The 13882-nt window shown below is 60.1% G+C and carries 14 protein-coding genes; 8 read left to right on the forward strand and 6 right to left on the reverse strand.

What is annotated here, in order from left to right:
* Positions 1–196: 196 nt before the first annotated feature.
* The 3 genes from phaC to glaH form a co-directional block, all read right to left on the reverse strand.
* Positions 197–1924, reverse strand: a complete 1728-nt coding sequence (phaC, locus tag HDG37_RS36705; protein WP_184056218.1) for a class I poly(R)-hydroxyalkanoic acid synthase — start codon at positions 1922–1924, stop codon at positions 197–199.
* A 242-nt stretch (positions 1925–2166) separates the two neighbouring features.
* Positions 2167–3447 carry an L-2-hydroxyglutarate oxidase gene (gene lhgO, locus HDG37_RS36710; RefSeq protein ID WP_184056219.1) on the reverse strand — a complete coding sequence of 427 codons (1281 nt, stop codon included), beginning with the start codon at positions 3445–3447 and terminating at the stop codon, positions 2167–2169.
* Positions 3444–4379, reverse strand: coding sequence for a glutarate dioxygenase GlaH (gene glaH / locus HDG37_RS36715; RefSeq protein ID WP_090806683.1), 936 nt, complete (start codon positions 4377–4379; stop codon positions 3444–3446). The genes lhgO and glaH overlap by 4 nt, the downstream gene beginning before the upstream one ends.
* Before the next feature lie 99 nt (positions 4380–4478).
* Between glaH and HDG37_RS36720 the strand changes: the two genes are divergently transcribed.
* Positions 4479–5396: a LysR substrate-binding domain-containing protein gene (locus HDG37_RS36720; RefSeq protein ID WP_184056221.1), complete on the forward strand. Its 918-nt coding sequence runs from the start codon at positions 4479–4481 to the stop codon at positions 5394–5396.
* A gap of 77 nt (positions 5397–5473) precedes the next feature.
* On the opposite strand, the gene HDG37_RS36725 is transcribed toward HDG37_RS36720, so the two are convergent.
* The gene (locus tag HDG37_RS36725) at positions 5474–6517 is read right to left on the reverse strand and encodes an AraC family transcriptional regulator (RefSeq protein ID WP_184056223.1); all 1044 of its coding nucleotides are present in this window, start codon (positions 6515–6517) and stop codon (positions 5474–5476) included.
* 257 nt (positions 6518–6774) lie between these two features.
* Between HDG37_RS36725 and HDG37_RS36730 the strand changes: the two genes are divergently transcribed.
* The 6 genes from HDG37_RS36730 (at position 6775) to HDG37_RS36750 (ending at position 11393) form a co-directional block, all read left to right on the forward strand.
* Complete coding sequence (locus HDG37_RS36730; RefSeq protein WP_184056240.1) at positions 6775–7335, forward strand: alpha/beta hydrolase; 561 nt, start codon at positions 6775–6777, stop codon at positions 7333–7335.
* Positions 7336–7451: 116 nt separating this feature from the next.
* Positions 7452–7922 carry a 2,4'-dihydroxyacetophenone dioxygenase family protein gene (locus HDG37_RS36735; RefSeq protein WP_090810160.1) on the forward strand — a complete coding sequence of 157 codons (471 nt, stop codon included), beginning with the start codon at positions 7452–7454 and terminating at the stop codon, positions 7920–7922.
* 76 nt (positions 7923–7998) lie between these two features.
* On the forward strand, positions 7999–8505 hold the full coding sequence (locus HDG37_RS39870; RefSeq protein WP_260335247.1) for an SDR family NAD(P)-dependent oxidoreductase: 507 nt from the start codon (positions 7999–8001) through the stop codon (positions 8503–8505).
* Complete coding sequence (locus HDG37_RS39875) at positions 8498–8794, forward strand: SDR family oxidoreductase (RefSeq protein WP_311541861.1); 297 nt, start codon at positions 8498–8500, stop codon at positions 8792–8794. Before HDG37_RS39870 ends, HDG37_RS39875 begins: the two co-directional genes overlap by 8 nt.
* Before the next feature lie 53 nt (positions 8795–8847).
* Entirely contained in the window at positions 8848–10194 is a 1347-nt protein-coding gene (locus HDG37_RS36745) for an MFS transporter (RefSeq protein WP_184056225.1), read from the forward strand.
* Positions 10195–10334: 140 nt separating this feature from the next.
* Positions 10335–11393 (forward strand): 3-keto-5-aminohexanoate cleavage protein, encoded by a 1059-nt coding sequence (locus tag HDG37_RS36750; RefSeq protein WP_184056227.1) that lies wholly within the window; start codon positions 10335–10337, stop codon positions 11391–11393.
* A gap of 167 nt (positions 11394–11560) precedes the next feature.
* On the opposite strand, the gene HDG37_RS36755 is transcribed toward HDG37_RS36750, so the two are convergent.
* Positions 11561–11821, reverse strand: coding sequence for a DUF4148 domain-containing protein (locus HDG37_RS36755; protein WP_184056229.1), 261 nt, complete (start codon positions 11819–11821; stop codon positions 11561–11563).
* Positions 11822–12335: 514 nt separating this feature from the next.
* Between HDG37_RS36755 and HDG37_RS36760 the strand changes: the two genes are divergently transcribed.
* A complete protein-coding gene (locus HDG37_RS36760) occupies positions 12336–13037 on the forward strand; it encodes a response regulator transcription factor (protein ID WP_184056231.1) in 702 nt (233 codons plus the stop codon).
* 41 nt (positions 13038–13078) lie between these two features.
* Here HDG37_RS36760 and HDG37_RS36765 read toward each other — a convergent pair.
* The coding region (locus HDG37_RS36765; protein ID WP_184056233.1) for an ATP-binding protein at positions 13079–13882 on the reverse strand (804 nt) is incomplete at its 5' end.

Here is a 13882-nt window from a genome sequence, read left to right on the forward strand (position 1 = left end):
TTCGTGCCAAGCTGGGGGATGCCTTGCGGAACCGCGACGTCGCCCGTACATCTTTGAAAGCGCGGAGGAGGCGCAGGCGCATCTGCGCGAACTACGGCAGGCGGACCAATCCTGACGTATGTTGCGGGCAAACTCGCCCGCAACATGACTTTATGGTGAAGCCCTTGAAAGGGCTGGGCCTAAAGGACCTTGCCGGTCACGCGCCCATCACTTCCGGCGGGTGCCTCGCGACGTAGCGCCCCGGCGCTGGCTCGATCGGCTTGTATTTCGCATTGCCCGCCCGCTTAGGCGCTTTGATCTGCTTGCCCGCATGCGGTTTCAGCCAGTTAATCCAGTGCGTCCACCAGCTTCCCGGCTGCGACTTCGCCGTCGCAAGCCATGCCTGCGGGTCATCGCCGAGCGTGCCGTCGACCCAGAAGCTGCGCTTGTTCTTCGATGCCGGATTGATGACGCCCGCGATATGTCCGCTCGCGCCAAGCACGAATTGCGTCTCGCCGCCCACCAGTTGCGTCGAGCGATACGCGCCCTGCCACGGAACAATGTGATCTTCCTGCGTGCCGAAGATATAGCTCGGCATGTCGATCCGCCCAAGGTCCACCGGCGTGCCGCACATCGAGAGCCGCCCTGCCTTGCACAGGTTGTTCTCGAGATACATGTTGCGCAGATACCAGGCGTACATCGGGCCGGGGAGGTTGGTATCGTCGGCATTCCAGTACAACAGGTCGAAGGCCTGCGGCGCACGGCCCTTCAGGTAGTTGTTGACGACATATGGCCAGATGAGATCGTTGGCACGCAGGGTCTGGAAGACGAAGCCAAGTTCGCCGCCCGGATAGATGCCGCCGCGCCCGATGGTCTGCTCGCGCTGCGACACGCCCTGTTCATCAATGAACACGCCGAGATCGCCCGGGTCGCTGAAATCGAGCATGGTCGTGAGCAGCGTGAGGCTTGCCACCGGCTCGTCGCCGCGCGCGCGCAGTACCGCGCGCGCTGACGACAGGATCGTGCCGCCCACGCACCAGCCGACCGCGTTGACCTTGTCAGCGCCGCAGATCGCGCGCCCGACCTCGATCGCCTTGATCGCGCCCTTTTCGATGTAGTCGTCCCAGGTGATGTGGCCCAGGTCCGCGTCAGGGTCGCGCCACGACACGAGGAACACCGTGTGCCCCTGTTCGCACGCGAAACGCACGAATGAGTTCTCCGGCTGGAGGTCGAGGATGTAGAACTTGTTGATGCAGGGCGGCACGATCACGAGCGGCCGCTCGGCGACTTCGCCGGTGAGTGGTGCGTACTGGATCAGCTGGAACAGTTCGTTCTCAAACACCACCGAGCCTTTTGACACGGCCACGTTGCGGCCTACCGCGAAGGCAGTTTCATCGGTGATCGAGATCCGGCCGCGCTTCAGGTCTTCGAGCAGATTGGCGAAACCGGTACGCACGCTCTCGCCCCGCGTCTGAAGCGCGGTTTTCATCGCCTCGGGGTTGGTGGCGGCGAAGTTGGCCGGGCTCATCGAGTCGATGAACTGACGCGAGTAGAAACGCAGCTTGTGCTTTTCCTTCTCACCGAGGGCCGTCGCTTCGACCATGTCGCTGAGCAGGCGCGAGTTGAGCAGGTATGTCTGTTTCAGAAGACTGTACCAGGCATTGTCGTTCCAGGCGTCCGCGCTGAACCGCCGGTCACCGCGCTCGGGCTGGACGGTCGGCGCCGGGGCTTTCCCGGTAGCGCTCGCGACCATGCCCATGTACAAGGCCATCTGCTGCTGCCAGTAATGGGCTTGCGCCTGGATCAATGCCAACGCCGGCACCGGCGTGCTTCCTGCGCTGGCGGGTGCATCACCGCTCATGCCGGTGAAGGCGTGCAGCAGGCTCTGCCCGGATTTGAAGAAACCCTGGACGAACTCGCCCGGCATATTGAACGGGGAAACCATGCTATCTCCTGAGTCCCGTCGTCAGCATCTCTTAACTCCCTCCTGGCGGCGAGAGTCCCGGCTGACGAGCTTCTGAATTGAATGGGTCGAGCCCCAGATTCCTGTCCCGGCTCAATATACCGCAGCTTGAGTTGCAGTATGCACCGTGCGCACTGGCCGCGACCCAAAGTCATCCGCACGGCGCACGCCATGCGCAGGCGCCTCCTTTGATCTCCTATGCAGAAGGTCGCCTGGCCGTGTGCTTACCCGGTCGCCAGACCATGTGCCTGATCTGTCGAGTGCGAGCGGGTAAGTGGAGCAAGATCGAAACGCTTGTCGAACTCATCGACGAGATAGCTGCCGATCGGCAACGCGGAGGTCGCCGCCGGTGAAGGTGCGTTGCATACGTGCAGGCTGCGCTGTGACGAACGGATCAGGAAGTCATGCACCATGCTGCCGTCCGCCATCACAGCCTGCGCGCGTACGCCGGATGGGTAAGGCTCGAGGTCGGACAGTTCGAGTTCCGGACAGTATCGGCGGCACAGTTCGAGATAGCCCCGTTTCCACAGCGAGTTGCGCATTTCGATGAGCCCCGATGTGCCATGCTTTCCGAGCATCTTCCAGAAGCCCGGGAACGTTGCCATGCCGGCGAGATCCTTCAGATTTGCGTCGCGCCAGCGATAGCCCTCGCGCGCCAGCGCCAGCACGGCGTTTGGACCCACCGTGATATATCCTCCGATCATGCGCGTCAGGTGCACGCCGAGAAAGGGCAGCTCAGGATCTGGCACCGGATAGATCAGGTGCTTCACGATGTCGTTCTTCGACGCCGGCAACCGATAGTATTCGCCGCGAAACGGCACGATCCGAAAATCGAGATCGACATTGCACATCTTCGCGAGGCGATCCGCCATCAGCCCTGCGCAGACGATGGCGTGCTTTGCCCGGAAGCGGCCGCCCGAGGTCTCCACAGTAATGCCGTTTTCGTCCTCGTGGAGCGCGTCGACACGCTGGTTCAGCAGAATCTGCGCGCCTTGCTCCTGCGCGAGTCGCGCCATCGTCATGGTCATGCCCGGATAGTCCGCGATTCCGCTCGACGCCACGCGGATCGCCGCGCGACCCGCGATGCGCGGCTCAAGTTCCCTCAACGCCGCCTCATCGAGCATCTGTGGTTCGAGCCGGTTCTGCTCGCAACGTGCGTAGAGCGCATTCAGCCTTTCGATTTCGACGTGTTCGGTCGCGACGATCAGCTTGCCGCATTGCTCGACCCGCACGTCATGGCGGCGGGCGAACTCATAGGTCGCGGCGGCACCTCGCCTGCAGAACTCGGCCTTGAGGCTTCCCGGCGCGTAGTACACGCCGGCGTGGATCACGCCGCTGTTGTGACTGGACTGGTGAGCTGCGAGTGAGGCCTCCTTCTCGAGCAGCAGCACGCTCAGTCCCGGATGACGTTCGATCAGTTGCGTGGCCGTCGATACACCGACGATGCCACCGCCTACGATAAGGACGTCCGCGTCATAGCCGCGGTGATGCTGGACGGTTGTCATTTTGAGAACACTCCGCGTTGGCGCATCAGTTCACGATGAAGCGCCGGATCCTTCTTGAACGGCGCCCGGCCGTGCAGCCAGAAATAATTGTTGAGGACCACGAGGTCGCCCACGGGAAGCGGTACCTCGCGCGTCGCGGAGGACGCTTCCATCGACGCCGACAAGTCGTGCAGATAAACCGCTTCGGCGGATGAACGGGGCTGCACGAATTGATCGATGAACGACATTGCCAGGCCATACTCGGTCTGGAAGAACACGGGGCGTTCGACTTGCGCATCGACGTTCTTCGAGCCGGGCGCCTTGTAGAGAAATGGCCGGGTGCCGAGTGGATTGTTGAGGAAAGTGTCGCGCTCGCTCCAGTCGTCGAGATGCATGAAGCGCGACTCGCCGCCGAGCGCGTTCTTTTCCGCGAACTTCATCATGAGCAGCCATTCGGTCGGCTCTTCGACAAAGGTTCCGTCTGTGTGCAGCGTGAACAGGCGGTATGCCTGACGCAGGTATGAGTCGCTGTTGTCCGTGTCCTTCACGAGGAAGCGCGCGTAATACGTGCCGGACATCGCGTCGTGATTCGCCGGTCCAAGCAGGTACCCGACTGCCGTTCCGAAAAGGACGAAATCGCGAGGATCGGTGGTCCCGTCCTGGACGCCTAACGTGAATCCTCCGGTGGATCGGTCCCGCACGAGTTGCCGAAGGGCCGGGGCGAAACTGTCGCCGACTGCGCGCTCGAGTGCGTCCGCAACCATAAAGCGCATGAACGGTACGTACTCGAGGTTCTGGAGGTCGATGTCTTTGACTGAAGAGAAGAATTTCTGCAACGCGTCACGTTGCACCGTGATATGACGCAGACGTTCGTGATGCGGATGACGCTCGATCGAAAACTTCAGTTGCGAATCGACCGATGCGGCCATCGGCAATGCGGTGACAGAGCTCATGAATGTGTCCTTGTGAAGAAAGTATGGTTATTTGACTCCTTATCTGTGATTCGTTAAATACGTATAAACTGTTTTTTTATTTGCAAATCGAGATTAAAGATGATCGATAGCCGGCAACTCAAACTATTCGTCGCATTGGCCGAAGATTTGCACTTCGCTCGCACAGCCGACCGGCTCGATATCGCACAATCGGTGCTCAGCCAGCAGATCAAGAGGCTCGAAACCGATCTCGGCGCACGGCTGCTCAACCGCAACAAACGTGCGGCGATCACGCTAACCAATGCAGGCGACGTTTTTCTGTTCGAAGCCAAGGCCGCACTGCGGCAACTGGAGCGCGCCGACCGCATCGGGCGTCTGGCCGCAAGAGGAGAAGCAGGTCACGTTGCGCTCGGCTATATCGGCTCGGCCGTTACGACCGGGCTGCTGCCCGATACGCTCAAGGCATTCAGGATGGCGAGCCCGGACGTCCGCATGCACATCGTGGCGATGGAAACACCGACGCAACTGGAACGTTTGTCGGACGGGACCCTCGATGTCGGTTTCATTCGGCCTCGCGCGCACTATCCCGACGGGGTCACAGCCAAAGTCGTTCAGCGCGAACGCTTGCTGATTGCTCTGCCGGCGGACAGCCCACTCGTGCGCGCGAAAGCCGTGAAGGCTTCCCAGTTGGGGGGGATGTCATTCATTGCGCCGCAGTTCAATGAGGCGGCCGGCTTCGCGGAGGATCTCGCCAGACTTGGCCGCGTCGGTGGGTTCGACGCGCAACCGGAGTATCGGGTCAACGATTTCATTACTGCGGTCAGCATGGCGTCTGCGGGCTACGGGGTAGCCCTCGTGCCTCAATCCATCCAGGGATTCGCCCAACCCGGCGTGGTGTTCAAACCTTTAAGCGACTTCGAAGATCAGGTCGAACTCGCAGTGGCGTATCGTGTTCGCGAGCATTCGCCTTGCGTGCGGGGGTTCATCGATACAACGCTGTCATACGGCGGCCTCGCTAAGCGCCAGGGGACGAGTTGACACTGGGCTACAGCACCCCCGGTTCCTTCACGCGCTGGATCAGCCGTCCTCGGCGATACACATGGCTTAGTAAAGGGTTATGCCCTTCTCGCCGGCGCAGGTGCTGTCTGTCTGTGCACTGCGCCGCGCGCCGCCCGGCTCTCCTTGGCGCTGCAACCGAATTGCGTGTGATACCAGCGGGAGAATGCGCTCGGAGCGGAAAAACCGAGTAGGGTCGCCACCTCGGTCAACGGACGATCGCTCTCGATGACATGACGCGTGCCGAGTTCCTTGCGGACGTCGTTGACGATCGACGAGAAGCTCTGCCCCTGTTCCGCCAGCCGGCGCTGGACTGTGCGGCACACCACGCCGAGGTGCTCGGCCACCTGTTCGATGCCGCAGCGTCCACTGGGTAACAGCAGCAAGATCGTGCGCCGCACGTCCTCAAGCACGGTCGCCTGCTTCGACGCGACAGACGCGTCTAGCAACTGCTGCGCGTAGCGCACCATCGCGGGATCGGCTGACGGGTTGCGTGCGTCGAGATCGCCCTTCGCGCAGATGATGCAGTTGAAGTCATAGTTGAACTCGACGCAACCGCCAAAAAACCGTTGGTGTGTACTCGTGTCGTGCGGCGCCGGATGTTCGAAGCACACCCGCCGCGGTTGCCAGTCGGCCTTGAGGAGCTGGCGTATCAACCGCACCATGACACCTAGCGCCAGTTCGACCCTTTGGCGCGTCGGCTGATGCGCATTGCCCGCAATGACCGCTTCGCGAATGATGACCAGTTCACCGCATTCCTCGACCGCCAGCGAAAGTGCATCGTTGAGCAAGGACTGATAGCGCATCAGCATGTCAAGCGAGTCGCGCAGCGTCGCCTGGTCGCGGATCAGCAATCCTACCGCCCCAAGATTGGACAACCGGCGCGACTCGGCCATGCACAGTCCGAAACTCTCGTTGCCCGACATGGTTGCAGAGGCATGCAGCAGTTGCCCGACACGCTCGACCGGAATCATGAGGTCCGGCTCGCGCAGTACGCCCGGGCTTAACCCCGCGTCAAGGAGCATCCGCACCGGGTCCAGTCCGGCGGCACGAGCGACCTCGCTGTAGTTGGTGAGGCTCGCAGCGCGGACAAGTGACGACATCTGAGAGCTGAATAGAAGACTGGCACAGAATGGTAAGTCCCTGTCATGTAATGTCAAGCGGGGGAAACCCGTCACACCCACACTACGTCACGCCACACCCACACTACGTCACGCGCGTTTTCGTTGGAAGAAAGACACCGTTGCGTTCCGGGGGCAACCGCTCAACCCAGCACTGCGCAGTGATGGACTAACCGCCGTGCCACCGCAAGATGGAACGCATCACCCTCATCGGTGACATGCCTTACTGAATGATCGACATGAACTCTATGACGCCAACCGTTCTCATCGTCCCTGGCCTGCGTGAGCATGTGCCGGACCACTGGCAGACCCTGTTGGCCGCGAAGTTGCCCCCTGCATGCAGCGTCGCCCCGCTTGAGCACGACAAGCTGAGCTGCGCGGCCCGCGTCGACGCGATCGACCGCGCTCTGGCCACCATCGAGGGGCCCGTGATCATCGTGGCGCACAGCGCCGGCGCGATGATGGTCGCCCATTGGGTGGCCCGGGGTGCGACATGCGAGGTACGCGGCGCACTGCTTGCGGCACCCGCGGATCTCGAGACGCCCATGCCGGCAGGCTACCCGGCGATCGACGTACTGAAAGAGCATGGCTGGCTGCCGATACCGCGCGGCAGATTGCCGTTTCCGAGCATCGTTGCGGCCGGCTGCAACGATCCTCTGACGCGTCTCGATCGCGCCAGCGAGTTCGCGCAGGCGTGGGGCAGTCGCTTCGTCGAACTTGGCGAGGTCGGGCATCTGAATCCGGCCTCGGGCCATGGCGAGTGGCCGCGGGCCGAAGAGTTCATTCGCGAACTTTCATGACCGAACGATCGCCACGTGCCACTGGCGGGGAAAAAAGGGACGGGCCTGCGGGATTTGAAGACCAGTGCCCGAGCCACGCATCGAAGGCGTGGGATTTTCTATGAGGAATGCGCGACATGTTGTTTGAAACCATTGATACCGGTTGTCTCAATGATGAAGACCTTCCCTGGATGCCTTACGCGCCGTATTCGGACGACGTGCAAATCAAGTACTTCAAGATCGATCCGGTCCGCGGCGAAACGATCAGCCTGTTAAAGATACCGCCGGGCGCGAAACTCGCGACGCATCACCACACCAGCACCGTGATTGTCTATACGGTTCGGGGTAGCTGGAAGTATCTGGAGCACGATTGGGTCGCAAGGGAAGGGAGCGTGGTCTACGAGACTGCCGCCACGAGTCATACGCCCATTGCCGTGTCGGACAGTGAAGTTGTCACGTTCAATGTCGTCTCTGGCGAGCTGCTTTATCTCGACGGAAAGGGCAACTTGGCCGCGACAGAAAACTGGCGCACTGCGATGCGCCGCTATCTTGATCATTGCCACAAGGACGGCATCGAACCGAAGGATCTCTCGAGCTTCTCGCAGTAAGTCAGCGCAGGGGCACGGGTGGCGAGATCTTGCGCTCGCACCTGGCACGGCACATAACGCCAAACTGAGGATAACCATGAGTTCGATGAATAGGAGTGTTGTCGCCCGATACTTCGACCTGTCAGATCTGACGGTCGTCGTCACGGGTGCAGGGTCAGGCCTGGGCCGCCAGGCGGCGCGCACGCTAGCCGCAGCCGGCGCGCAGGTCGCGCTGCTGGGCAGGCGGGCCGATCCGTTGAGCGAGACAGAAGACATGATCGTGCGGGATGGCGGCGTAGCGCGCCACTTTCCGGTCGATGTCACGGACCAGGAGGCGGTTGCTCTCGTGTTCGACGAAATCCAGCGAACCAGGGCGCCGCTCTGGGCGCTCGTCAACAATGCTGGAGCGGGCGGTCGCGCCGCGTTGATCGATGTCGACGCGCAAATGTTCGACCGCGTGTTTGGCGTCAATACGAAGGCCGCGCTTCTCACGGCAACGGCGTTCGCGCGACGGCTGGTCGCCAGCGCGCTGCCCGGACGCATCATCAACATCTGTTCGCTCGCTCGCTGCGCAAACGCACTCGCCGAATCTGTCGATCTATAGCGCGAGCAAGGCGGCGCTCGAGCATCTGACCCGATCGATGGCTCACGAATGGGCGTCTTACGGCATCAATGTCAACGCGATCAATCCGGGCTTCATCGAGACCGACATCAATCGTGCACTGTTTCAGACGCCGGCCGGCAAGAAGATTGTTGAAGGACTGCCGCGCCGACGGCTCGGCACGCCCGAAGCGCTCGACGGTGCGTTGTTGCTGCATGCATCGCCGGGGAACGATTTCATGACGGGCGCGACGCTTTCGGTCGATGACGGGCAGCGCTTCGTGATGGGTTGATGCGCGCGAAGTCAGGACCGTGGCCGGTATTTCAAAAATGTTAGGAGACAAGCATGCACGTGATACCCGATGACCCTGAGGGCGGCAACAACGACGACTACCTGACGAGCAGGCGGCAGGCCTGGTTTGCCTTTGCGATGACCTTCGCGCTCATGTTTTTCGATTTTATCGACCGGCAGGTGATCGTCTCGCTATTTCCCCACATCAAGAGCGAATGGAACCTGAGTGACAAACAGCTGGGTTCCCTGGTTTCCATCATTTCCATCGTGGTGGGGGTGGGGGGATTGCCGGTAGCGCTGGTGGCAGACCGCATGGGCCGTGTAAAGAGCATCGTGGTGATGGCTATCACCTGGAGCCTTGCCACGATCTCGTGCATGTTCACGACTAACTACAGTCAATTGTTTGCGGCGCGTGCGATGGTGGGGGTGGGTGAAACCGGCTATGGCTCGGTAGGAGTAGCCCTTATCTCGACACTGTTTCCCAAGCGCTTGCGGAGCGCCGCGCTCGGCATCTTCTACGCTGCTCCATCGCTGGGTTCAGTACTCGGTGTGGTGTTGGGGGGCATGATCGCGGCGAGGTGGGGCTGGAAGGCCGCCTTTGGTGTGGTCGGTGTACCTGGGCTCGTGCTGGCACTGCTTTATCTCTTCGTGCGCGACTACAAGACGGTGGCACTGACGCCAGGCTTGAACCAGGCGACCCGGTCTCTGGGCGGGACGCTCAAGCACATCTTTGTCACGATGGCGCGCACGCGAACGCTGCTATGGGTTTGCGTTGGAGCGGCGGCACAACTGATTACGGTGTCAGCCATGTGGTCGTGGCTGCCCAGCTACCTGAACCGTTTCCACGGCATGGCCCCGGAGGCTGCAGCCAAGTCGGCCGCGGCGGTGGTGTTGGTCAGCGCGTTTGGCTGCACGTTCTGGGGCATCGTGGTGGGCCGCCTGGCACTTCGCACACCGCGCAACAAACTGTCCGCGCTGTCCGTGTTGTGCCTGATCACATCGGTGATTCTCGTGGTGGCGTTTGGCGGCTCATACACGGGGAATGCACAGTTCAAGCTGATCCTGCTTGGCGGTTTCTTCATGAACTGCACCGTCGGTTTGGTTGCCGGTGTTGCCATGGACGTCATTCACCCAGGTGTGCGCTCGACCGGCGCGGCCGTACTTTCCCTGTTTCAAAACGTGCTTGGACTGGCGGTGGGTCCGTTCCTGGCGGGTGTCCTGTCTGACCAATGGGGTTTGCAGTGGGCACTGACCGTCATTCCTCTCTTCAGCATATTGGCCGCGGTGCTTTTTGTCATCGCAATGCGCAGTTATGACGCGGATGCGGCCGGTATCTCCGACGTGAAGCTGGATGTGGCGCCAGCCCTCACCGGCACCCTGGGCACCGGCGCTGCGGTCTGAGTTGGGGGGACGGTCAAGGAGACGCCGTGGCGCCGTGTGCCAAGCACCTTTGGATACGGCGTCAGAAAATTCTCTCCACGCCACTGGCCTCGCGCTGGTTGTTTCTTTCCTTACTCCCGACCTGCCTTTGGAAACATGACATGAACTTTCTCGACGGTTCCCTTTACCCTGAAAATCAGCAACCCCTGATCATCACGGCCGCGCCCTATGCCCCAGGATGGCTGCCGTCCGACTTCCCTGAGGACATCCCGGTCACGATGGAGCAGCAGATCCAGAAGGCTGTGGATTGCTATAACGCCGGCGCTACCGTGCTGCACCTGCATGTTCGCGAACTCGACGGCAAGGGCAGCAAGCGCCTGTCGAAGTTCAACGAGCTAATCGCCGGTGTGCGCGCCCGCGTACCCGAGATGGTCATCCAGGTGGGCGGCTCGATCAGCTTCGCGCCTGAGACCGAAGGTGCCGCGGCCAAGTGGCTGAGCGACGACACGCGCCACATGCTGGCCGAGCTCGATCCCGAACCCGATCAGGTCACGGTGACGATCAACACCTCGCAGATGAACGTCACCGAACATGCGGAGCTGGCGGATTTCAAGGGCACGTCGAGAGAAATTCCCGCGATCTACAACGCCTACAAGGAGATGACGGCGCCGGCGCAGCCCGGCTGGGCCGAGGAGCACATTCGCCGCCTGAGCGAAGCGGGCATCCAGAGTGCTTTCCAGTGCTACAACATCAATAGTTTCGAGTCGGTCGAGCGGCTGATTCGGCGCGGCATCTACAAGGGCCCGCTGGTGATGAACTGGGTGGCGATCAGCGGTGGCATGGACGCACCGAATATCTACAACCTTGCCAACTTCGTGCGCGCCACGCCGGACGGCACGGTACTTACCGTGGAGAGTTCAGTGCGCAATGTGCTGCCGGTCAACATGATGGGCATTGCGCTGGGCCTGCACGTGCGCTGCGGCACCGAGGACTGCCTCTGGAACCAGACGCGCACGAAGAAGGCGAGCACAGTCGAGCAGATCGAGCAACTGGTGCGCATCTCGCGCGAGTTCGGCCGCGAGGTGGCCACCGCCCAGCAGGCGCGTGAAATCAGCAAGATCGGCGTCTTCTACGACACAGCGGAAGAGACCCTGCAGGCCAACGGCTTCGCGCCCAACCGCAACGGTGGTAATCAGGGCTTCCTGCGCAAGGCCGTCTGAATTATTGAACGCAAGTTTGCGCATCGGACAAAAAACACTCAAGCCATCCGGCCCGGGCGAAGTCACCGGAGCCCGGAGGCGGAGGGTTCATCAACTCCAATAGCACAGGCCCGCTCTCATGCGAGATGCGGGCCTGTTTCAAGATGCCGGGAGAGCCGGCTGAATTCTTACTTGCCAGATTGCGACGTGCTGCTGGTTTCCGCGCCGTAGGCCGTGTTGTTGCTGTTCTGTTGCGCGACGACGGCTTCAGCTTGCTGAATGTTTGCCGGGTAGTGCATCCAGTCGTTTGGATTGTAGCCAGCTTTTTCAAGCTGGACGAGCTGTTCGCGGACTTGCGCGCGCGTCACGGGCTGGCTCGACTGCGCAAAGGAAGCGAGCGGGGCGCCGATGAGGGCGGCGATGGTCAAGGCCTTGATGATCGACTTCATGACGACTACCTCAGGAGATTATTTTGATATGAGCGACAAACCCATGTGTCGATAGCAAATGGCGATAGTCTAGAAGCTGGAAGGGGTGGGGTAAATACCTAATCAAGCGACAAACTGTTGCGATCGCGAAATCATGCCCCATTTCGCGAGGCCATCAAGACGCGCGAACCCTTACCCAGATTGGCTCTCCGACGTTTTCATCATGAAAAACCATCACACTTTTCCGCGAAGTTCCAAAAAAATCAACCGACACCGAGGTAATCTGTTTTTGCACCGCTTAACGCGCAGAACTCAAATGGATCTCCTTGGATTCGACGAATAACATGCCTCCGCTGGGCGATCACCAAGGCGGTGCGTTAGCTCAGATGGCCCGCAAGCGAAATGCTCTCTGTCCATCCTTCAAGGTTCTGCGGCCCTCGCCTGATATGCTAAGCTGTCAAGCAGCGCCGTGCCGTGCACAAAAGTAGCGCCGGATCGATTGCTTTTCTCGGATGTATAAAGAGGAGAAGCGACCATGAAAATCCTATGGGTCGATGACCACGAAATTCTTTGCGTTGCTCTTTCCGAATATGTCCAATCACACGCGTCGGAGCTGAGCGCAACGCCAATCGAAATCACGCCAGTATTTACGCTTGCCAGCGCGCTTGAAAAAGTAAGAGAGATACCTCCCCCAGACCTAGTATTCCTGGACCTAAATCTGGATGGTGATAACCGTGGCGCCACGACACTCGAACATTTTCAGGCAGGAAATCCGTCCAATGTTCCCGTGGTCATCTGCACGGGACTCTCTCTTGCAAACGATGAAGAAGTCGAAATTCTGCGAATGTGCATGCGTGACTACGCCGCGCGGGGCATCCTTTTGAAAGGAGGTGCGCATAAAAAGATGTTCATTGGACTGAGCAGGATTTTAGGAGGTGAACTCTGGATTCCAGAAGAAGTCTTGCTGCGCTTTGCCTGCGCGACACCAGCGCCCTCAGCTAGCCGGAATCAGCATCATCTTGGACTTTCTCCGCGAGAGTGGGACTTGGCGCGTTGCATTGCACGTGGTCTCTCAGGGAAACAGATCGCAAGAGAGCTCAACGTCTCCGACGGACATGTCAGACAGGTTTCCTGTGTTATTTACGACAAACTTCAAGTCAGAAACCGCGTTGAAGCTGCACTTAGAGTCAGTGCCGAGTTAACCCTTGGAAGGGAGGCAGATAAGGGACTGTCCTGAAGACCTCTGCTACCCACGCATTATCTCCTCCGCCGTCACTTTCATCCGCCTTCGGTCAATGCTTTCGGTTTGTGTTTCGCCAGTATGTTCAACAAGGTCTGTTCCGAAACCGGTTTCGACAAAAGCTTCATGCCACTGACGGCTACTTTTTTGAGCACAGCTGACGAGGTGTCCCCCGACCACAGGATTGCAGGGATCGAAGCGTCGGTAGCAGCACGGACCGCCGCAATCGCAACAACGCCGTCCTCGTGTTCCAGCCGGTAGTCGGAGAGGATGAAGTGCGGACCACTTGCCAAAGCCTCCATGCGCAACTGTTCGATGACGTCGTGCGATGATTCTCCTGCCACGACGTAGCATCCATGTTCGATCAGGCGCATCGATATTTCGATTCTCAAGTCGCTATCGTCCTCGATGATCGCCACTACCATATTGGTCAAATCGGGGTCGCCGTTTTCAACCGTTTGAACCTCGTGCAACTCTGGCGGGATCAGTCCTACGAAGGGGACCGTCACCGAAAAACGCGATCCCCGCCCGGGTGCCGAGTCCACGTCCAGTTCGTGACCAAGAAGGTCGGCGAGACCCTGGACAATGGACAGACCTAGTCCGAACCCTTTCTCACGATTTCTCTCGGGATTATCGACCTGTACATAGCTTTTGAAGATATCGTTTAGTCTGTCTTCAGGGATACCGATGCCGTTGTCCCACACGCTTATCTTTACGCGGCTGCTGCCACGCCTCTGGCAGCTCACCAGAACATGTCCTTTCGTTCCTCGCTGCTCGGAAGGCGTGTAACGGACCGCATTGATCACCATATTCCGGACGATCCTGTCCAACGCATGTCGATC

The sequence above is a fragment of the Paraburkholderia sp. MM5384-R2 genome (genome assembly GCF_014201025.1).
Lineage (GTDB): Bacteria > Pseudomonadota > Gammaproteobacteria > Burkholderiales > Burkholderiaceae > Paraburkholderia > Paraburkholderia tuberum.